Genomic DNA, 21,661 nt, shown 5'->3' with positions numbered 1-21,661 from the left:
GCCTCTAAATTAAAACCATAAATTACTCTATATAAAACGCTTTAAATTAATTGCCCGCTCTTCGTTGTTCATCTTCCAGTCCTGTTTTTCTTTGCCTGGCACCTTTTACTTTGGTGTTTCCAAATCGATAGGTAAAATTCGCTCTGACAGTTTGTGATTCATTATAGCCACTTCCAGCAAAATAGATGCCGCCAAAATCACTCACAGCATCCCATGCAGCGGTTTTAAAAATGTCGGTGAAAGAAATTTTGATATCGGCTTTGCGTTGCCAAAAAGATTTTTGAATTCCAAAATCTACATTTGCCATGCCTTTGTTGACAAACGTACCTCCCCACACACCTCCCTGATTATACCAACCGGACAATTGAAGTTTGAGATCGTTTTTTAAAGTAACCGAGTGTTCGGAGTATACATTGAAACCATTGGTACCAATATTTAAGTTTTTGCCGGTACCAAAATCCGAAGTGTACACCTGACGGAAGATATTGAAACTCACATAACCATTATACCATTTGGCCAGAGGGATCGGGCTCGCAATGCCAAAACTATAGTTGTCTACTTTCGCTATATTTTTTTCTGTAATGAAAGTTCTTTTTCGCTGCGTAGAGTCAATAATTTGACCAAAAAAATCATTGGTTCTGGAATAAGAGAGGGTAGAGGTCACCATGCCTTTAAAAGTATGGTTCAAACCGAAATTATTTGAATATTGAGGATTGAGGAATGGATTGCCTTTTCTAAATGCCAGTTCATCTAATCTTTGTTCGAATGGATTCAGATTCTGATAGCGCGGTCTATCGATTCTTCGACTGTAAGTCACCCCAAAAGTATTTGATTTATTAGCAGAATAAGTGATAGCAAAACTTGGAAATAGATTCGCATAGGACCTTTTTACATCATCTTCGTCTTTGGGATTCGTGCTGAAAAGTTGTCCATGAGATTGGGTGGCTTCCATCCTTAGACCGGCCTGGAGGGCCACCTTTTTGCCGAATTGTTTATTATAATTACCATAAGCTGCGTACACCATTTCGTTATAGGTAAAATCGCTACTTTTCTCTGTATTTGGAGTTTTGACATTATTTGGGAAGTCAAAAAAATCAAATCCATTCTCTGTGGTTACCTCAGAGAGTTTAAAACCCAGACCAAGCCTTCCTTTGGCCAGATTTTGCTCATAATCACCTTTTAGGGTTTTAATAGTGATGTCGGTATTGGTCAGAGATCCAAATATGGTACTTGAATATAGCGAAGACTCATTGGGGCTCATATACAAGTTAGGGTTATAAGTATCGTTTTTAGAGCCGATCATTCCATAATCTGCATCGAGATTAAAGGTGCGCCCTAACGAATCTTTGTACGCATAATTTGCATTGAAATTGTTGTTATTTCTTTTTTCCAGCGAACGTGAATTAGAATTGAGGACAGAATCTATTTTGCCATTATTATTGAGAGTTCCTATTAGTGTACGACCATTACTGCTCTGTACTCCATCATAAGCATTGCCATTAAATTGAATTCCAAGTGTATGGTTTTTATTGAGCAAATAATCCACACCAACCCGATAATTTATCCTTGGGTACAAGACGGAATCGTCCTTTATTTTAGAAGACTGGTCAAAAAACAATCCTCCCTGTTCACGATAGAAATTGACATTTTCATGGTTGATTCCCATGCCCCCGGTGATATTGGTATAAAAATTAAATTTTTCAGTTCTATTATTTAGATTTAAAGATGCATTGCCTTTAGGGGTCACACCCATTCTGAAATTGAAAGAGGCAGTACCGTTTGTACCCAGGCTAAGATTTCTTTTGAGCCGAATGTTGATAATGCCCGCATTACCTTCCGCTTCATATTTAGCTGATGGATTGAGGATGACCTCTATCGCTTCGATATTGTTGGCATTATAGCTTTTGAGTAAGGAGGCCAGATCTCTGCCACCCAATCGTGCAGGCTTACCATCAATATATACCTGGACTCCATTTTTGCCTTTTAAGGTGATATTTTCATTATTGTCGATGACCACTCCAGGGGCTTTTCTTAAAATTTCCAAGCCGTCACTTCCAGCTGAACTGACATTGTCTGCCACATTTAGAATCATTTTTTCAGCACTGATTTCAATGACCGGTCTTACTGCCGTGACGGTAACTGTCTTTAATTCTGTTGCATTATCGAAAAAAGCATGAGCACCCGTTTCGAGACTGCCACCAGAATATTCAAATGCGGAAGTATAAAAATCAGATTTACCGACATAAGACACTTTTAAAAGATAATTGGCTGGCTTCGAATTTTCAAATTCAAACTTTCCATCAGGATCTGTGATTGCTCCTTTGGCTAAAGAGCTGTCTTTTTGATTTAATAACAGGACAGTAGCGAATTCATATGGTACTTGTTTTGAATCTATTACTTTTCCAGTAATAATGTTTTGCCCGAAAGTTGGTAAAGAGCATAATGCCATTAAAAATATGGCAATGGGGAATTTGTAAAAATTTTTCATATACATAGAGACCAACCTTAAACGCCTATAGTTGCATTGATGCGAGGCCAATGGACGCTTTTGCGACTAAGGGCATGATCTCTTCGACGAGCTTAGAGAAATAAAAAGACGAAAAAAATAACGGAAATGGGGGTTAACAGCTACTCAATTTCTTTGATCCAAACCCCACATCAATTTGTCCCGAAGTGTTTTGAGGAAGGTGTAACCCTCGAGTTTGACAAGATTGACATTAAAATTATTTTTTTGCAAAGTCAGTTTATGGTCACTGGTGACCAGGCCATATCTAGAATCCAGCGTACATAAAAAATTTTCTGTTCGACCTTCCACTTTAAATTCCAGCACTGAGTCATCAGAGAACACGATAGGCCGCACATTGAGGTTATGGGGAGCTATCGGAGTGAGCACAAAATTGCCAGACTGAGGGAAAATGATAGGTCCACCACAACTCAGTGAATAGCCAGTAGATCCTGTAGGGGTGGCTAATATGAGGCCATCAGCCCAATATGTATTGAGATATTCTCCATTGATGGTACTATGGATTCGGATCATAGAGGAATTGTCCCTTTTGAGAATCGTAAAATCATTTAATGCAAATGCATCAGCGTCAAACACTTCAGGTGAGGCATTCATCTTTAAAGTAGAGCGCGATTCCAGAATATAATTGCCATTGACTAAAGCCTCGACCATATTATTGATTTCTTCTTTTTCTATCACTGCCAGGAAACCTAGACGACCAAGATTAAAGCCTAAAAAGGGGATGCCTGCATCACCTGCAAAAGATACAGCCTTGAGCATAGTGCCATCTCCGCCTGCACTGATGATGATGTCTATTTTTTCTTCTTTGAGTTGTATGCGGGAAGCAAGGTGGGTAATATCGGGGAAAGAAGATGACAGATCCATTTCCTGCACGCTATGATAGTATAGTTGTACGCCGGGAGTGTCTAAAAAAGCCTGCAACAGTGCGTTATACGTAGGCCTGGCCTCTTCTTTAATCTCCATTGAAAATACGAGAACATTCATAGCTTAGAATTCTTTTTTGAAATGTAAGTAAAATCCAGATTCTTTGCGATGATTTATACTCCAATCTAACTGGATCAGGCTGGTATTAGAAAATAATCCTTCCAGGCTCATGCCGGACGAATACAGCCATCGGTTACTCAAAGGGTTGGTTTCAGCATAAAAGACATTGTTGACATAACCGGAGCTGGCGTGTGCTGCGACGCTTAATTTGAGCGGCAGTGCTCGGATACCGAGTTTTTTTTCAGGAAGCAGGGAGAAGGTCCGATCATAAAAAATAAAACGTTCTCTGAATTTTAAAAATATAAAATCCATACCGTCTACCACATAGTATTCGTAGCCTTTGAGGTAGTTTTCACCATAACCTAAGGCCCTGCTGTTATAATAGGGTATCTGATCGCGGATGATTGATCCTTTTGCTTTGATGAGGAAGCCGGCATTGTGCCAGGTATTCCAGGGTATATATTGATCTATTTGAAAGCTGGCTGTAAGGGAGTTTACATCACCGGTATTACCTATGCCTTCTTTTAGAATAACGATTTCAGCTGCCCTCCCCTTAGAAGGGTAATACTTTAAATCCCTATCATCATATTTAAATTCGTATCTGATCGCAATAAATTGTTGTTTGTTCTGATTGGGGAGGAAAAAATTAGGATTGAGGAACTTGCTAATTTGGTCACTTGTTTGATTATACACATATTCCAGCCTCAGGCTCTGAAACAATTGAAGGGTGGTGCGATGTTGCAAGCTGGTGGCCAATCTAAACCTTTGTAATGGATAGTCCTCTTCTGATTTGTAAAAGACCAATTTGTCTTCCAGCGTATTGAAATAGGACTCTTTATTTTTAGAATACAGTGCCTCCGTGGTAAATCGCCAGGCACGGTCTTTGCCAAAAAAAGGCCACGAATAGTTCATTTCCAATTTTGTGCTGTAACCAAATTGTGCAGTAAGTTTTAAAGCATCCTGCTGCCCTGTAAGGTTATTGTGGGTAAAGCGGATACCATAGTTTACCCGTGAAAGTGATCCATTGAACTCATCCCACCATACATTAAAGTTTCTGTCTGCCAATTCAAAAATTGGTATTGGATATATATACCAGGCCTCCTGGACTTTGATCTCTATACTGATATGGTTTGACTCAGTATCCCATGATTTTATATTAAGGGCTACCTCTTTAAACAGGCCTGTATTGAGTATTCGGGAGCGATTTTGTAAAAACATACCCGTTAAAGTAGTGGACGCTATGGTGTCTCCTGCTTTGAAGTCCAGCTCCCTGCGGATGATATAATTTTGAGTCTTTTTATTGCCAGTATACAGGATGGAGTCAATATGCAGCACTTGTGCGGTCAATTGATCCATGCAACACGATAAAAAAACAAAATAAATTAAATACTTCATCTGGTGTCAATATCAGACATCTAGATAACGCATAAAGGCATCATATCTTTCTTTAAAATTATCTCCCACTTCGTCTTCTGAAAAAGATGCTGATACTTCATAGTCATATCTCCTTAGTGCTGCTACGATGCGGGAGACATCCAGCTTGTTTACTTTGATGGTGAGCAGAATCGTAGTTTCAGTGGGTCTGCTGATGATACTGCTGAGGATCATAGCTTGTTCTGCCTCTATAATATGGGATATCTCAGATAGGCTATACTGCGCCTCGCTGAGTTCGAGGACAATAATGCTGCCCGGCTCCGACCAGGCAAAACTTTTATGATAATATTCGAATAATTCAGAACGAACGATAGTACCCAGGTATTTTTTCTGATCGTCCAGGACTGCGATGGCAGTCAAATCTGATTCCGTGATTTTTTTCATTACATCAAACAGATGCTCATTTCTATTGGCGTAGATACCATAAAGCACACCGAGGTAAGCTTCCAATTGGGTCTCAATATTGTTTTTTAAAATCTCTTCTTCGCTGAGCAAACCAAAATATTCCTCATCCCCCACCACTGGAAGATGATGAACCCCATATTTTTGCATCATTTGCAAGGCCTTCTCCCCATCCATGTCCGGAGTGAGAGGCTCGATGATTTCAGAAATTAATTCGTATGCTATCATGTCGTGGTTTTATGGATTATTGACGAGATCCATCAAATGACAGATATTAATGTTTTGTTATTTATTCATTTAGCCTTCTCTTCTCCAAAGCATATTCTGCATCAGAGATCAGGCCTTTTTGCCTTAGTTCGTTGAGTTTATTTAGTTGGTCCAGAAGTAAATCATTTTGCGGTTCTGGTTTTGGAGTTTCAAAAGGATCTTTTTTAAAAGGCTCAAATCGACGATAACCACTGTCTTTGAATGCATCCCATTGAGGTTGTATTCTTACATAAGCCAGGTCGTCGTGTGAATTGATTTTTTCAAAATCGGTAAACCCTGCTTCTACTGCCTTGGAAAGATGGGTATATGCTTTTTCTCCCTGCTCTGTCAAAGAATAGGCACAGGCTATATTAAAATGAGTGGCAATATCACGAGGCTCCTGTTGCAAAGATTTTTGAAAATCTTCTATAGCACCGTCCAGATCAAATTCTTTGTACTTACGCAAAGCGCTTTCTTTGAATATATTCCTACGGCTGTTGCTATAATCAGGCACTTCTACATTTTTCCAGGTTCTATTCTGTGGGGCGGATTGGGTTCTCGCCGGATTAGGTTGTTGCCACGGAAATTGTCTTCCTTGTTGTTGCTGTCTTTGCCACGGAAATTGGCCTTCCTGAGGGGCAGTACCGCCATTATATCTCCTGTTGAATTCATTGTCAGACATCATCAGCAAACCCAGACCTTCTAACAAACCGATCATAAACATTACAGGAAACCTGGCATTGAGAAAAACCATAAACATAAAAAAGTAAAAGATCCCAGTCCCGGGCTTCCTCAGGTAAAATTTATGAGCCCCAACAGCGCCACCAAATATAGCCAAAAGGCCAGCTACAATTCTGTTTTTCATCTTTAAAACAAGGGGTCAAGATACAGCATTCGGATCAATTTTGCAGGTAAGGACGGTGATATCGTCGGGAAAAGTCTGATTTCCTTTGAATTTTTCTAACTGTTCCATCAATTGGCGATTAAACTCTGTGGCTCCTTCATGATGATATTCTTGGACAAAAGCTTCGATTTGCTCTATCTCAAAATATTCGTGCGCAGGATTCACCAGATCCGTCAATCCGTCCGTAAATATCAATAACAAAGAGGGTTCATTTACATGCTCGTAGCCATGCTCAATAAAAGGAAGCTTTTCAAAGGCTCCGACTACAGTGCTCCCGGTAGACAGCAGCTTGATTTCTTTGTGACTATATAGCAGTGGGGAGATGTGACCACAATTGATATAGTGTATTTCACCTCTGGCAGGATCTATCTCTGCAATGAAAAAGGTCAGAAACCGATCTCCTTTGGTTATTGAAAATACAGCTTCGTTCAACTGAGTGACCAGATGTTCTAGTGTAGAGTATTGTTTGGTGAGTTGCCTTAGATTGGCTTGTAGATTAGACATAAGCAGTGCCGCAGACACTCCTTTGCCGGAGATATCTGCCAGGCAGATCAGGTACCGCCCTTTATCGATAGTCAGGCAGTCGTAATAATCACCACCTACATTAAAATGAGGTTTGTAGATGCTGGACACTTCAAAGTTTTTGCCTTTGGGGAGAGATTGGGGGATGAGCAGATTTTGGACTTCTTTGGCCAGTTCTATCTCTTTATTCATTCGCTCCTGCTCCACCTGGTTACGAAACAATCGTTTGTTTTCAATAGCGACAGCGATGATATTCGTGATGGTCTGGATAAACTGAATCCTATGATAGAGGTCCTCTTTATTGGATACCGTCACCAGCGCATACGCTATCGCTTGCTCTTTGTGATAGACCGGGATGACGATGTCAAACTCATGAAGCTGTGGGTCATCTATGTCTTTGACAGTATATAAAGAATGAAATTTATTTAACAGTGGACACAATTTTGGGATATCGTATTCTGATTCTAAGTTGAATTGTACAGCCACCTGCCAGTCCTGACCTTCTTTGATCAGCAGGAGTACTTTGGACATGTCCATCTCAAACCTCAAAAATTCGCGATACATGGCATAGAGGTCCTCGGCTACCATATTATTATTGATAGCCTGTGTGATATTGAGCAGACGCTGGATCTGCATCTGCTTGAGTGAAAGCTGATGCTCAAGATTGCGTAGCTGTTGTACGGCTTGCACGGAGCCTCCTTCTGTCATATAAAGCTAATGTACCAAATAATTTATTGTCGCCTGAGTGACAGGACTTGAATTAATAAAACATTCACAATTGTGTCAGGACAAAAGCCTGATAATCACCTTCGAATAGATATGAATTAATATCGATCAGGTGATAAGCCTTAAGAGTGGGATACCTCTGATTCTTGTTTTTTGAAGATGCCCTGGTGAATCGAATGCTGACTAAGACATTCAAATGTATAGCCCAACCTTGAAAAATAGTCTAAAACTTTAGGCAAAGCATAGCTAAGATTCTTTTTGGCTTTGATGCTGTCGTGAAATACCACAATACTTCCCTCTACTGTATTATCGATTACATTTCTCAGACATTGCTCTTTAGTGATCTCCTGATCAAAATCGCCACTGAGTACATCCCACATGATGATGCGATAATGTCTTTGAAGAAACTGGATCTGAGCAGGTTTTAATCTGCCAAAGGGCGGTCTGAAAAGGGAGGAGAGTACCAGGTTAGCACAATGGCGGACATCATGGAAATAAGGTAAGTGGTCAGTCTGCCAACCATTCAGATGATTAAAAGTATGATTGCCAACAGAATGTCCCTGGTCTATAATCTTTTGAAAGATATCAGGATGTTGTCTTACATTGTTGCCTACGCAAAAGAAAGTGGCTTTGGCTTTATACCTGGCAAGCTCCTCCAGGACCCAGGGAGTGACTTCAGGGATAGGCCCATCATCAAAAGTGAGAAAGATGACCTTTTCTTTTGTGGGCACATGCCAGATAAAATTGGGGAAAAAATTTTGAATTAATTTTGGTGTCTTGATCAAATACATAACTGTCTATTATATGTTCATGAGATAATGAGATTACAATCGTAGGATTAAAAACTAAATTTGTCATAGGTTAAACGCTCCGTTAAGAAAATGCGTTGCCTCAAACTATCAATTTTAATACTGCAACAAAAGTATAATTCGTTTTTCATATTAAATATTTTTTTAATATATTTTTTAACTAAAATTTTCATAGATGTCTGTTCGCGTAAGATTTGCACCCTCTCCAACAGGTGCTCTACATATAGGAGGTGTAAGAACTGCCCTCTATAATTACTTATTTGCCAAAAAAAATTCTGGCATTTTTATACTGCGAATCGAAGATACCGATCAGGGTCGTTTCGTACCAGGGGCTGAAGATTATATCCTTGAATCATTAAAATGGTGTGGCATAGAGCCTCAGGAGGGGTTAAGTTATGGGGGACATCAGGGTCCTTACCGGCAGTCGGAACGAAAGGAAATATATCACCAAAAGGCATTAGAATTGATCCAATCAGGACGAGCGTATTATGCATTTGATACAGAGTCTGACCTTGATCTGATGCGCCAGCGTCTGACAGATGAAGGTATCCAGGCCCCAAAATATGATGCATCAGTAAGAAGCACTATGCGTAATAGCCTCACATTGAACCAAGGGGAGGTGGATGCTCTGCTTGATCTTAAGACACCATATGTCGTAAGATTGCTGGTAGAGCCTGACCAATTGATATCTTTTGAAGACATCGTCCGCGGCGAGGTGACATTTAATAGTACCGAGCTGGATGACAAAATTTTGATCAAAAGCGATGGTATGCCTACCTATCACATGGCCAATGTCGTAGACGACCACATGATGGAGATCACCCACGTGATCAGAGGCGAAGAGTGGCTCAGCAGCACTGCCCATCACCTGTTATTGTATGCTGCTTTTGGATGGAGTCCACCAACCTTCGCCCATCTTCCCTTGCTGATGAAGCCGGATGGCAAAGGAAAGTTGAGTAAACGAGATGGTGCAAAATTTGGCATTCCCGTATTTCCATTGTCCTGGCAAGGTGCTACCGCTGAAGATAGTTTTATAGGATTTAGGGAGTTTGGACTGGAACCTGAAGCCCTGATTAATTTTTTGGCCTTCCTGGGTTGGAATCCAGGCACGGATCAGGAAATATTTAGCCTGGACGAATTGGTAGCAGCATTTGACTTACATAAAGTGCACAAATCGGGTGCTCGATTTGACATTGAAAAAGCGCTATGGTTCAATCAACAATATCTGAGGCAGCTTAGCAATGAATCTATTGCCGATCGGGTAAAATCAGATATTGCAGCCAATGGATGGGAGGTAAATGATCACACGCTGCTTAAAATCGTTGCGCTTTATAAAGAGAGGGTATATAAAGTAAATGAGATCGCTGTGCAGGCAGCTTATTTCTTTGAGGTGCCCCAACATGTAGATCCTGAAGCGATCCAAAAGCATTGGCGACCAGAGCTAAAAGGTAAAATAAAACAATTATTGGCCCAACTGCATTCTTTTGGGATTTATGAATCCGTCACTTTAGAAGCCTCCACCAAGGAGATGATGAAAGAATTAGGGCTCAAACCAGGGGAAGTGTTTCCGCTATTCAGATTGGGACTATGTGGGAGTCTTCAGGGACCTACAGTGTTTCAGATGCTGGAGGTATTGGAGCAGGATGGATTGACGCGAATCGGTCTTTTGATGGACAGCCTCCCTTAAATAATCCTGGCCGGATAGTTTCCTAAATTGCATAGTGATACGTGGAAAAGGATAGAAATTGGAAGGTGACATAAGATCCATTCGGTATCACAAAACCAGTTTCTATAAAACCTGATGGGGTTAAATGGTTATTCCACGAAAAATGGATTTTCCGAATCAGCAGCCATCAGATTAAATACTTGAAAGATATCTTTGACCAAAGTAATACCGTTGCATAGCATTGACAGTCAGTAGTTTGTAATTGACTCTCCTTTAATTTATTGCTCCAAATCACCAAACAATGATATCTTTAGAAACTCTAATGATTTAAAGCATGAATAAGAAAAAAACGCAGCATAAGGTCCACAAAGAAATCAAAGGGTTTGATATAGAGATCAATCCTTTTGGAGAGCTTAAAAGCAATATGAATATAGATGATATCAATGCTTTTCTAAACAAACACCTTCAGGATAAAAGGGTAGAAGATGGCCAGCCCAAATCTGCTCCTGATTCTGAAGAAGAATAATTTTTTTGGGTAGATGCAACCCCTTTAAAAACTTATCGTCCTTATTATTATAAATGTCCACTTTCTCTTGGGGAGATAGACCAGATGAAAAGGCTCTTGTAGAATCCTGCTTATCTGGTCTTCGTTCAGCACAGGCTGCTTTGTACGATCGATATTCGAAAGCGATGTACAATATTTGCCTGCGCATGATGACTATGCCCGAAGAAGCAGAAGATCTGCTGCAAGAATCGTTTGTGGATGTTTTCTCCCATTTGCATTCTTATCGGTACGAGTCTACACTAGGCGCCTGGATAAAGCGCATAGTAGTCAATAGATGTATCAACAAGCTGAAGAGCCGTCGGATGCATCTCATAGAGCTGACTTCACAAGAGCCCGATCCGGAGCCTGATCCATCATTTGATTTTGATGATCAGGATCTGAGGGTAGTAAAGATTAAAAAAGCAATGACTGCCTTGCCAGATGGTTATCGCACTGTATTGACTTTGTATTTGTTTGAAGGATATGATCACAAGGAGATAGGGGAGATTCTGAACATTTCCGAAGAAACTTCAAAGTCTCAGTACAGTAGAGCCAAAGTCAAATTAAAAGAATTAATGTCTTGAAATAATAAATGAAAATGGGAAACGACAAATTAAAAGATTACATAAAGCATCACCGCCAGGAATTCGAAGAAGAAGGTCCTCCAAAGCAGATTTGGGAGGCTTTGGATAAGCGTCTTCCGTCCGGATCTGCCAAAGTGATATCCTGGAAGCGTATTGTGCCACAAATACTTAAAATAGCAGCCTCTGTCTTCATTTTGTTATCTGTTGGCGCTGGCATGGGGGTCTATTTTAGCAGTCATAACAAAGACCTCTCGGCTATCATTCACAATCCAACCGAGCGTCGGGAGTTTCAGGAAGCCACCAGTTATTTTACCAGCCAGATAGATTCCAAACTTTTGGAATTGAAACAATATGAGCCTAACAGTACTATCCTGGAGGATTTTAATCAGATAGATCAGGTCTCTTCAGAGCTCAAGCTAGAGATGCTTAAAAATACAGACCAGGATCAGGATATCCTCATCAAACAGATGATGCGTCAATACCAACAAAAACTAAATGTTCTAAATAAAATCCTGGAAAAGCTACAGGAGTCGAAACAATCAAATTTAAATAAAACAGAAAAAAAACTGACAGATGATACACTTCGTTTATAAAACCTTTTTACTGCTACTGTTTGTACCTCTTTGGGATAGTGATGGTGACTTTACCAAAAACTACCACAAAGAATATGATGTACCCTCAGATGCCACCGTAGAGCTCATCAACAAATACGGATTTACCAAGGTACATGCCTGGGACAAACACATCGTCACCATTGATGTCAATATTGTGGCGAATACCAACTCTAAAGACAGAGCGGAAGAAATATTTGACAAAATCAATATCAATTTTACCACTACCAATACCTATATAAAAGCGGAGACCGTGATCAATAACCCATCAAAAAGCTGGTGGGATTGGAAAAGCTGGATTGGAATAGACAATTCCAATAGTTCTTCGTATAAGATCAATTATGATGTATATATGCCTACAGATCAGTATCTTAAACTATCTCATAAATATGGAGATGCCTTCGTGGACCGCATGGACCGCAACTCAGATATCAAAGTCTCCTATGGCCATCTCCGTCTCGAAGGGGTCAATGCCGACCTGGATCTGGACCTGGCTTATAGCGACGGTACTATCGGGGACATCAAAGATGGCAAAATCAATCTCCGGTATTCAGATATCACTATGGCAGGCATGCAAGATGGGTCACTTAACTTTAAATACTCAGACATCAAGATGAAGGAGGCTGGTGACATCAAAGCTGAGTGTGCTTATGGGGATCTTCACGCTGACAAAATCAAAACCATCGACATTCACAGCAGGTATGATGATATCGTCATCAGGGCGGTAGACGATATATATGCTAATGGGGCGTATAGTGATTTTGACATCGGTGAAGTAAAAAGACAATCTACCTTTACGACTTCTTATGGCGACATTATCATTCGTGATCTGTCACCCGAATTCAAATCCATTGATATCAAATCATCTTATACTGATGTGCGCATCAATTCGGGCGGAGCTGATTACAGACTCGATGCCAATGGTGGTCATGCTGATGTCAAAACTACCGGCAATTTTAACAGCACCTACCTGGTCGAAAAATCATCCTCTACCACGGTCAGAGGTTATACCAAAAATGAAAATTCCGGCGGACGCATCACGGCGACTTTGTCTTATGGTGGTCTGAGGATAGACTAGTGTTTTATAGCTGATAGCTGATCCGGTAGATCACATTGGCATAATCATCTGATACCAGGATGCTGCCATCGGGCATTTGCTCTATATCTACCGGTCTGCCCCAGGCTTTACCGTTTTGAAGCCAGCCTTCTGCAAAGATAGATGTAGAAGTTACCTGTTGGTTTTTATCCAAATTGACGAGCGCGATGCGATAACCCTGAGGTACTTTTCGGTTCCAGCTGCCATGCTCTGCTACCAGTATTTGTTTTGAGTAATTGGAAGGAAATTGTTTGCCGGTATAGAATTCAAGTCCAAGCGGGGCCACATGAGCTCCTAGTTTTTGAGCAGGAGCTATGAATTCACTGCAGTTATGTTTGGGGCCAAATTCGGGATCAGCGATATCGCCCTGATGGCAATAGGGATAACCAAAATTTTGATTATCGCCGGTAGCATGATTTAATTCACAGGAGGGTTGATCATCTCCTAACCAATCACGACCATTGTCTGTAAACCAAAGTTGTTTATTATCAGGATGCCAGGCCATACCGACACTATTGCGAATCCCTTTTTGTACAATCTCCATTTTCTTGGTTTTGACATCCAGGCGGGTGATGGATGCAAAAACTTCTTCGGTGGGCTCACAGATATTGCATGGAGCACCTACCGGCACGTAGAGTTTTCCATCCGGACCGAAAGCAATGTATTTCCATCCATGATGTCCTTCGGTCGGGTACTTGTCATAGATCGTTTCAGTGGCTCCGGGATTGTCCAGTTTACTTTCTATATTGGAGATTTTAGAGATACGGCTTATCTCAGCGATGTATAGGTCGCCATCTTTAAAGGCAACCCCATTGGGTGATTTTAATCCACTTGCCACGGTATAGATCTTGTCCGCTTTATGATCGCCATTAAGATCTTTGATGGCATGGACCTTATCCCCATCCCGGGTACCGACGAAAAGGGTACCATCCGGAGAGAGGGCCATAGACCGTGCATTTTTGATGTTTTCGGCGTAGACTTCTATTTTAAAGCCAGGTGGCAGGATGATTTTGTCTAGCTGGACGGGAGGTGCAGTATTTATCCAATTGCAGGATAAAGAAATCAAAATGAATAATATGGTCATGTTTGTCATTGTTTACGTGATGCAAAAGTAAGTGCCTTAGACAGATGTCAGCTATTTAAGTTGCAGGGCAAGGATCAGGATGCCTTTCTTTAAGTTCAGATTTTTTCTAAAACTACTTTGGTCAGCTCACTCGAGGCGTCGCCGGTATTGAGTGTAGTAGCGGGTTCGAACAACAAGATCGACACTTCGTGTTCTGCCACGGGTCTGTGTTCTACACCACGGGGTACGACCAGCATTTCGCCTGGATATAACTCGATAGACTGATCTCTTAGCTCCATCGTAAACGACCCATGAATCACCAGGAAAAGTTCGTCTTCGTGGTCATGCTTGTGCCAGACGAATTCGCCTTGAAATTTGACCAGTTTGACTTGTTGGTTGTTGAGTTCACCCACGATTCTGGGATTGAAGTAGTCAGAGAATAGGGATAGTTTTTGGTCAAGATTTACTTTGGAAATGGACTGTGTCATGTGTGTAATTTTTTTATCGTGATTAAAATTAAGATCTTTTTTAATTAGGGTTGAGGGCAGGTCAGGGGGAGTTGTAAAGAAAGGTGTGAAGTAAGGTTTCAAAAATTGTCTTCTTTACCCCTGAGCCCCTAAAGGAGGACCTCCTCAAGGCAGAGTACAAAAGTTTTATAGTCGGACTTTGGCTTGAAAAAATAATTGCAATAAATTTTGGTATGCCAAGGTGGGTTAAATAAGATTTTCAACTGCTGCCAGGAACAATGGTTCCCCTTTAGGGGTCAGGGGTAGGTCAGGAAAGAAAGGTGTGAAGTAAGGTTTCAAAAATTGTCTTCTTTACCCCTGAGCCCCTAAAGGGGGACCTCCCGCAAATCAGAGTACAAAAGTTTGATAGTCAGACATGGCTTGAAAAAATAATTGCAATAAATTTCGGTATGCCTGGGTGGGTTAAATAAGATTTTCAACTGCTGCCAGGAACAATGGTTCCCCTTTAGGGGTCAGGGGTAGGTCAGGAGGGAATAGTCACCGAAAGATTTCCCACTATTAAATTTGTATTATTTGATCAAAATTTTAGCTGATATATAATTAATAATACATTATATTTATCATTAATATTATTTTCATCTAAAACTAAAATTACATGCCCAAAATTTATGTTCTGGATACCTCCGTGTTGCTTTTTGACCACAATGCACTGTCTAATTTTCAAGAAAATGATGTGGTGATCCCGATTACGGTACTGGAGGAGTTGGATAATTTTAAGATAGGTAACGACACAAAAAATTTTGAAGCCCGGGAGGTCATCCGGTACCTGGACAAACTGTCAGAAAACAGGAACCCTACTGAATGGATAGCGAGAGGCAAAGGGGTAGGGAGGTTAAAAATATTCAACAGCAATAATGTCGATAAAGCAATCGATGCAGAATTGATCTATGGAGGGGATAAGCTGGATCACAAAATTCTGAATGCTGCGATCGTACTGGCTCAAAGTAGCAAACGATCGAAAGTCGTGCTGGTGACCAAAGACATTAACCTTAGAATCAAGGCTAAGGCCCTGGGCCTCGAGGCAGAAGATTACCGGACCGGCAAAGTAGCAGATTTGAATGCGGTGTCCGAAGGATCACATACCCTCAGCAACCTTGATGCCAGGATCATACAGGACATCTATGCTAAAACTTCTATCAAGGAAAACAATATCCTACTGGGCAATAAAGTAGCCAATGGATATTATATCCTCAATAATTGCACCCACAGTGCCCTGGTCAGATATGATCAACAATCGGACAGTATCATCAAAGTCGAAAAAAATTATGTCTATGGTATCAAACCCAAAAATGCCGAGCAGGCTTTTGCCATCGACGCTATGCTCAATGATGATATCAGGTTGGTTGCCCTCCAGGGAGTAGCCGGTACGGGAAAAACGATCCTGGCATTGGCAGCCGCTTTGGAGCAAATGAATAAATATGAACAAATCATATTATCAAGACCGATTGTGCCCCTGAGCAATAAAGAGATCGGTTTTTTGCCTGGCGATGCGGATGATAAGATCGCACCCTACATGATGCCCTTATGGGACAATCTAAAATTCATCAAATCTCAACACAAGGATACCAGCAAAAAAGGCGCTGTGATGGACCAACTTAAAGAATCCGGCAAGCTGGAAGTCACTGCACTGACCTTTATCAGGGGCCGCTCCCTGAGCAATGTTTTTTTTATCGTAGACGAAGCTCAAAATCTGACCCCACACGAGATCAAGACGATCATCACACGCGCAGGGGAGGGCACCAAAATCGTGTTTACAGGGGATATACACCAGATCGATACGCCTTATATGGATGAGCGGAGTAATGGCCTGACTTATATCATTGATAAATTGAAGGGGCAGCCTTTGTTTGCGCATATCAAGCTGGAGAAAGGAGAGCGATCAGAACTGGCTAACCTGGCGAATAAATTGCTATGAGTACCTCGCATAGCGGTATTACTTCAACATCAGATCACAGTTCTTTTCCACAGCATTGATCTCGGCACCTAATTTTTTATAAAAAGCTATAGCAGGAGCATTCCATTCGGATACCTGCCATCGTACTTTGTGGCAACCACTACCTTTTGCATGGTTGATCACAGCCTGGATCAGTTGTGATCCTATACCCTGACTCCGGTGACTTGACTTGACATACAGATCATCCATATAAATAGATTTGCCTGACCAGGTGTAGTATACGGTATTGTAAGTGGCATATCCGACCACTTCCTCATCAGGCGTCACTGCGACAAAAGCATAAAAATGGTCTTTTTCTGACTCCATTAATTCAAGGGTATTGGTCAGCTGATCAGGCACTTTTTCGAAGAACGATAGCTCGGTGATGAGCGCAAATATTTGGGGAAGTTCAGAAGTTTTGTGATGGCGTATAATTAGGTCCATTGGCTATTTATTTCTATGTAAATCAATTATCTATGCTACTCCAATCGCTCTTGCTGTCGGGACGATAGATAGGCCTGCCAAGACACAAAAATACACCCCCCAAAGCACATGGTAGGGAAGGAACCATATTGGCATCCACACTTTGTTTTTATAGTCTTGACATTATATAACTTTAATGCTATATTTGTACTATGAAGTGGGTGGTAGAATTCCAAGAAGATTTTTTTAAGGAGTTTATGGCCTTTGAAGAAGATGTGCAAGATAACATAGTAGCGAAAGCAAAACTGCTTGAAACATTTGGACCGATGTTAGGAAGGCCTCATGTTGATATTTTGATTGGCGCTTCTCATACCAATTTGAAAGAGTTGAGAATCGATGCCAATCCAGGGGTGTGAAGAATAGCTTTTGCTTTTGATCCAGAACGTAAAGCCATCTTATTATTCGGCGGCGATAAAAAAGGGAAGAACCAGACGCGATTTTATAAAAAACTAATTAAGGTAGCAGATTATAGATTTGAGAAATACATAACCAATTTAAAGAGGAATAAATCATGAGTATTACATTAAATGAAGTAATCAAAATCCTTCCAAAAGACAGGCAAAAAGTCATAAAACTAAAGGCCGATAAAATGATCAGTGAATACAAAACACTGCAAGCATTGAGAAAGGATCTTGGGTTTACTCAAACAGATATAGCTTTTAAGCAAGGAGTAAAACAAGTAAACATTTCTAACCTTGAAAAGCGGCATGATATGCATCTTTCTACACTTAAAAAATATGTGGAAGCATTGGGCTGTAAGTTGGAAATCAATATCAGAATGCCTAATGATCAGATGGTGAAAATTGAAAATCTACCCTTGTAATCAGAGGTCAATTTTCTTGTTATTTTAGTCAAGCAAACTTAAACTTTTGCTAAATGCTTCACTTTTCTATCGATCTGAATCGATTTGGCTTAAATGGGTATATCGCAAAATAACTATTTGTGGTATGAGCATTTAATTTGGAAGAAAAAAAAATTGCAGGCCTGTAAGCCGGATTCTGTCCAAGGCGAGTTTACCTCGCCCCTGATCTATCATTTATCTGGATCCCGGCCTCACGATCGGGATTCTAGCTGCCTACCCTCCATGGATGTGTCAGACACAGTTGAACGGGCCGCCCAACTCGCAGCGACCCCGGTTGCCCGGTATCGCCACCAACCATGGTATACATGACATTTCAACACACAAGGTTTATCCGCCTCATTAGTTACCTGACGAGACCGTGTGCTCTTACCACACATTTTCACCCTTAGCACGGGTTTTACCCCAGGCCGGTTATTTTCTGTGACCCTATCTGTTCTCAAATCGCTTTGAGACCCACGCGTTACGTGGTGTGTTGCCCTGCGTTGTCCGGACTTTCCTCCCCGCCATTGCTGTCGGGACGATAGATCGGCCTGCAAGACACAAAAGTACACCCCTCGAAGCACTTGGTAAGGATGGATACATATTGATTTAAAAAGTATATATAAATTAACAATATAAATAATTGATTTATAAAGACTAATACATATTGATAATATTTAATATATTGCATTCGATTTTAACAGTCATGATCGTCAAATACAGGTATCTGCTCTATTCATTGGCATGTTGGGTGGGGATCCTCCTGGTAAAACAATATGTGGTATCCAGGTCGCCCATAAGCCAAAGTACAGCGTCTATTCAATTGGATTTGGATAAGACCAACCTGCATGCTATGGAGGCGTTGAATCAATTTGGTGATCCGGCTACTTTAGGAGAATGGTATAGTCGTCAATCCATCTTGTATTATGTTGTTGACCATGATTCAATGATTTATTGGAATGACATCACTCCTCCGGGCGAGATCACAGGGGCCTCTCTTTCATCTTCTTTTTTGCCTCATAAGGACTCCTGGTATTTTTTTCAATCCACTGTCAGAAATGATCTAAAGCATATCATCGGCATACCAATAATGAGGACCATAGTCAACGAAAACAACCCTGGTCAAAAATATCAGATCTTTTCGCCGGATCGCAGCCAAAGTCACCTCGTAGACATCAATCAGGATTTGCCAGAATGGCTACAATGGATAGTGGTCCTCCTCTATGTGTTGGGTTTGGTTTTTGCAGTCACGGGGATTAAAAATATCAGCTTAGATATATTGTCACGGCAAGGTATGATATCCTCCCTGTTGATACTGGCAGGAGCGATATTTTCTGTGAGGCTCGGCAGTCTATACTTGCTCCGTTCTGTGACCCTAAATAAAGTGATTTTATTTGATGATCGGGTGAACCCATCTCTGCTGAGCCCTACGCTGGGAGATTTGATGATCAATATTGGAATGTTGTGCACCCTGGTGTGGTTTATCAGATCCTTTGTCAAGCCCAATTATTTTCATAAAGTAGGTAAGTCCAACCTTGGTATAGCCTTGCTCAATTATGGTATGGTCTATCTGTCCGCTGTGGTCATGCTGCATGCATTCAGACAGTTGGTGATGGGCTCCGGACTTTCCTTTGATTTTGAATATATCTTTTACCTGGATGTGCGGAGCATATTGGCTTTGATGGGCATCCTGTTACTGGCGATAGCATTGTTTGTACTGGACTTGCATCTGCTGCGCATCATCCGGCACCTGGGTCTCAGTGCCAAAGAGAGATGGTTGATCAACAGTACTGCCCTATCCCTGGTGTTTGGATTATTGTGGGTATTGCCTGTAAAGCTTCCAATGGGATTATTAATAGGCCTGGCTGCCTATCTGACCTTGCTGGATCTTTTTATAGATTATTTTAAACCTCATGCTGCATGGTACCTGATATGGACCATGACCGGTTCGATCCTGATTTCATCACTCTTGTACCAGTTTCATATGGAGAAAGAGTGGGATCAACGCATACACCTAGCCAATGCTTTAAAAACAAAACTATACCAGGCCAATAATATACCTCCTTCTTACCAGGAGTCATTTTTGAGAAAACAACTCAATCAGCAAGAATCGAGTTCAGCCTACCTGGCGCTCTATGAGTTGCAGTATGTCGATGCTGAAGCCAATCAAAATATTACCCAGGCCAATAGGCATATACCAGATCCTTCCCGACACGCTGTCTACACGAGCCTGGACGACCATACCGGATTTTACCTCTATAAAAAATCAAATCAATTATTTAAAGCGCTGTCTTTTTTTTCTTACATATTTATTTTATTCAATATTCTATTGGTTGGAATAGCCCTGCTCAATAAAAAACTGAAATGGTTTTCGTTTTCAGTGTTCAAGTTTTTCCCCTCACACAAGACGCTAAGGTACCGGATACAGATATCCATGCTGGTCATGAGTATTTGTTCGTTTTTACTCATCGCTGTGGTCATTATATTTTATATCAAGAAAAATGCTACTGTCTGGCAGCCGGATCTCAATCAATTGGTCGAAGGCGATGAATATGTCGTGCGAGATATCCTCACCTCCGGCAATTCTTATAACAATCAGATCCAGGTATATGATGCGCAGGGACTCATGCAGCCTGACCAGTCGGAGCGGATGCCATATAACCAACTCGCAAATGTCAGGCAGGCACAGGCACGCGACCTTGAGGGCTACAAGACCATCCTGGTAGACCATAAGACATATTATTTAAAGAACAATACGCCTTATATCGGGACGCAGTTCAAACGAAGATTAAACGATTTCTTAGGGGCCTTACTCAATGTATATGTATTCTTACTGGTACTGATCGTGCTGATATCCATGATCGTGGCCAATTCAATCGCCAAACCACTGACGATACTCAGTTCGAAGTTGACTCAAATCCAGATCGGCGGTACCAACCAAAGACTTGAATGGAATCATCAGGACGAGCTCGGAGCGCTGATCAGGAACTATAATGAAATGATCCAGGAGTTGGATCGCAGTACCCGCATGCTGGCCCTGACAGAGCGGGAGACCGCCTGGAGAGAAATGGCTAAACAGGTCGCTCACGAGATTAAAAATCCGCTCACGCCGATGAAGTTGATCACGCAGCACCTCCAAAATTCGATTCAACGCACGGAGCAGGATGAAATACCGGCCTTGGTAAAACGAGTGACACAGACCCTGATCGAACAAATCGAAAATCTATCCAAGATCGCTTCTGAATTTTCAAACTTTGCCAAACTGCCTGCTCCTGAAAATGAAAAATTAGCCCTCAACGAAGTAGTCACCTCTACCCACGATCTATTCCGTAAAAGAGAAGATATGGATATCCACCTGCGGGTACCGATTGACGAGATCTATGTGTTTGCGGACAAAAACCATATCATCCGGGTATTGACCAATCTGATCAAAAATGCCATCCAGGCGATCCCGCTTGGCCGGCGGGGTAGGATAGAGATCATGCTCTACAAACAGGATGAACGTGCGATCGTAAAAGTATCTGACAATGGTTGCGGTATCCCGGATTCGATGAAAGACAAAGTATTTTATCCCAATTTCACAACGAAAAACTCCGGTACCGGCCTGGGCCTGGCTATCGTGCGGGATATCATCGACTCATGCAATGGCCATATATTTTTCAATACCTACGAAAATGTAGGCACTGAGTTTTTTATCGAACTCCCCCTTATGCATATGGCAGCTAATTTTCATGAAGAACAGCGGGTAGTCTTATAGGCTTA

Annotated in this window: 18 protein-coding genes, 1 other RNA gene and 1 pseudogene; 9 read left to right on the top strand and 11 right to left on the bottom strand. The window is 41.3% G+C overall.

What is annotated here, in order from left to right:
- Positions 1–46: 46 nt before the first annotated feature.
- From IPJ09_09710 to IPJ09_09680, 7 genes are all read right to left on the bottom strand, one after another.
- Positions 47–2,488: a TonB-dependent receptor gene (locus IPJ09_09710; GenBank protein ID MBK7371699.1), complete on the bottom strand. Its 2,442-nt coding sequence runs from the start codon at positions 2,486–2,488 to the stop codon at positions 47–49.
- 144 nt (positions 2,489–2,632) lie between these two features.
- Positions 2,633–3,508 (bottom strand): NAD kinase, encoded by an 876-nt coding sequence (locus tag IPJ09_09705; GenBank protein ID MBK7371698.1) that lies wholly within the window; start codon positions 3,506–3,508, stop codon positions 2,633–2,635.
- Positions 3,509–3,511: 3 nt separating this feature from the next.
- Positions 3,512–4,864: a BamA/TamA family outer membrane protein gene (locus tag IPJ09_09700; GenBank protein ID MBK7371697.1), complete on the bottom strand. Its 1,353-nt coding sequence runs from the start codon at positions 4,862–4,864 to the stop codon at positions 3,512–3,514.
- Positions 4,865–4,915: 51 nt separating this feature from the next.
- Positions 4,916–5,572 (bottom strand): CBS domain-containing protein, encoded by a 657-nt coding sequence (locus tag IPJ09_09695; protein ID MBK7371696.1) that lies wholly within the window; start codon positions 5,570–5,572, stop codon positions 4,916–4,918.
- Between the two features lie 61 nt (positions 5,573–5,633).
- On the bottom strand, positions 5,634–6,455 hold the full coding sequence (locus tag IPJ09_09690; protein ID MBK7371695.1) for an NINE protein: 822 nt from the start codon (positions 6,453–6,455) through the stop codon (positions 5,634–5,636).
- Between the two features lie 15 nt (positions 6,456–6,470).
- A complete protein-coding gene (locus IPJ09_09685; protein ID MBK7371694.1) occupies positions 6,471–7,724 on the bottom strand; it encodes a PP2C family protein-serine/threonine phosphatase in 1,254 nt (417 codons plus the stop codon).
- Positions 7,725–7,864: 140 nt separating this feature from the next.
- A complete protein-coding gene (locus IPJ09_09680; GenBank protein ID MBK7371693.1) occupies positions 7,865–8,533 on the bottom strand; it encodes a polysaccharide deacetylase family protein in 669 nt (222 codons plus the stop codon).
- 193 nt (positions 8,534–8,726) lie between these two features.
- Between IPJ09_09680 and IPJ09_09675 the strand changes: the two genes are divergently transcribed.
- From IPJ09_09675 to IPJ09_09655, 5 genes are all read left to right on the top strand, one after another.
- The gene (locus tag IPJ09_09675; GenBank protein ID MBK7371692.1) at positions 8,727–10,238 is read left to right on the top strand and encodes a glutamate--tRNA ligase; all 1,512 of its coding nucleotides are present in this window, start codon (positions 8,727–8,729) and stop codon (positions 10,236–10,238) included.
- A 313-nt stretch (positions 10,239–10,551) separates the two neighbouring features.
- On the top strand, positions 10,552–10,743 hold the full coding sequence (locus IPJ09_09670; protein ID MBK7371691.1) for a hypothetical protein: 192 nt from the start codon (positions 10,552–10,554) through the stop codon (positions 10,741–10,743).
- 53 nt (positions 10,744–10,796) lie between these two features.
- Complete coding sequence (locus tag IPJ09_09665; protein MBK7371690.1) at positions 10,797–11,345, top strand: sigma-70 family RNA polymerase sigma factor; 549 nt, start codon at positions 10,797–10,799, stop codon at positions 11,343–11,345.
- Between the two features lie 14 nt (positions 11,346–11,359).
- Entirely contained in the window at positions 11,360–11,938 is a 579-nt protein-coding gene (locus IPJ09_09660) for a hypothetical protein (GenBank protein ID MBK7371689.1), read from the top strand.
- The gene (locus IPJ09_09655; protein ID MBK7371688.1) at positions 11,919–13,034 is read left to right on the top strand and encodes a hypothetical protein; all 1,116 of its coding nucleotides are present in this window, start codon (positions 11,919–11,921) and stop codon (positions 13,032–13,034) included. The genes IPJ09_09660 and IPJ09_09655 overlap by 20 nt, the downstream gene beginning before the upstream one ends.
- 4 nt (positions 13,035–13,038) lie before the next feature.
- On the opposite strand, the gene IPJ09_09650 is transcribed toward IPJ09_09655, so the two are convergent.
- A complete protein-coding gene (locus tag IPJ09_09650) occupies positions 13,039–14,145 on the bottom strand; it encodes a sorbosone dehydrogenase family protein (protein MBK7371687.1) in 1,107 nt (368 codons plus the stop codon).
- Between the two features lie 86 nt (positions 14,146–14,231).
- Positions 14,232–14,603 carry a cupin domain-containing protein gene (locus IPJ09_09645; protein ID MBK7371686.1) on the bottom strand — a complete coding sequence of 124 codons (372 nt, stop codon included), beginning with the start codon at positions 14,601–14,603 and terminating at the stop codon, positions 14,232–14,234.
- Between the two features lie 634 nt (positions 14,604–15,237).
- Between IPJ09_09645 and IPJ09_09640 the strand changes: the two genes are divergently transcribed.
- Positions 15,238–16,557, top strand: coding sequence for a PhoH family protein (locus IPJ09_09640; protein ID MBK7371685.1), 1,320 nt, complete (start codon positions 15,238–15,240; stop codon positions 16,555–16,557).
- 18 nt (positions 16,558–16,575) lie between these two features.
- On the opposite strand, the gene IPJ09_09635 is transcribed toward IPJ09_09640, so the two are convergent.
- Positions 16,576–17,019, bottom strand: a complete 444-nt coding sequence (locus IPJ09_09635; GenBank protein MBK7371684.1) for a GNAT family N-acetyltransferase — start codon at positions 17,017–17,019, stop codon at positions 16,576–16,578.
- A gap of 191 nt (positions 17,020–17,210) precedes the next feature.
- On the opposite strand from IPJ09_09635, the pseudogene IPJ09_09630 reads away from it, so the two are divergent.
- Together IPJ09_09630 and IPJ09_09625 are read left to right on the top strand one after the other, a co-directional pair.
- Positions 17,211–17,573 (top strand): annotated as a pseudogene (locus IPJ09_09630) (type II toxin-antitoxin system RelE/ParE family toxin).
- Positions 17,570–17,881: an XRE family transcriptional regulator gene (locus IPJ09_09625; protein ID MBK7371683.1), complete on the top strand. Its 312-nt coding sequence runs from the start codon at positions 17,570–17,572 to the stop codon at positions 17,879–17,881. Before IPJ09_09630 ends, IPJ09_09625 begins: the two are co-directional and overlap by 4 nt.
- 148 nt (positions 17,882–18,029) lie before the next feature.
- On the opposite strand, the gene rnpB is transcribed toward IPJ09_09625, so the two are convergent.
- Positions 18,030–18,457, bottom strand: an RNA gene (gene rnpB, locus IPJ09_09620) — RNase P RNA component class A.
- A 127-nt stretch (positions 18,458–18,584) separates the two neighbouring features.
- Here rnpB and IPJ09_09615 point away from each other — a divergent pair.
- Positions 18,585–21,656 (top strand): HAMP domain-containing histidine kinase, encoded by a 3,072-nt coding sequence (locus IPJ09_09615; protein MBK7371682.1) that lies wholly within the window; start codon positions 18,585–18,587, stop codon positions 21,654–21,656.
- Positions 21,657–21,661: the final 5 nt, after the last annotated feature.

The organism is Saprospiraceae bacterium (assembly GCA_016709995.1).
Lineage (GTDB): Bacteria > Bacteroidota > Bacteroidia > Chitinophagales > Saprospiraceae > JADJLQ01.
The sequence above is the reverse complement of the archived record's forward strand: the minus strand, read 5'-3'. Positions and strand labels throughout refer to the sequence as shown.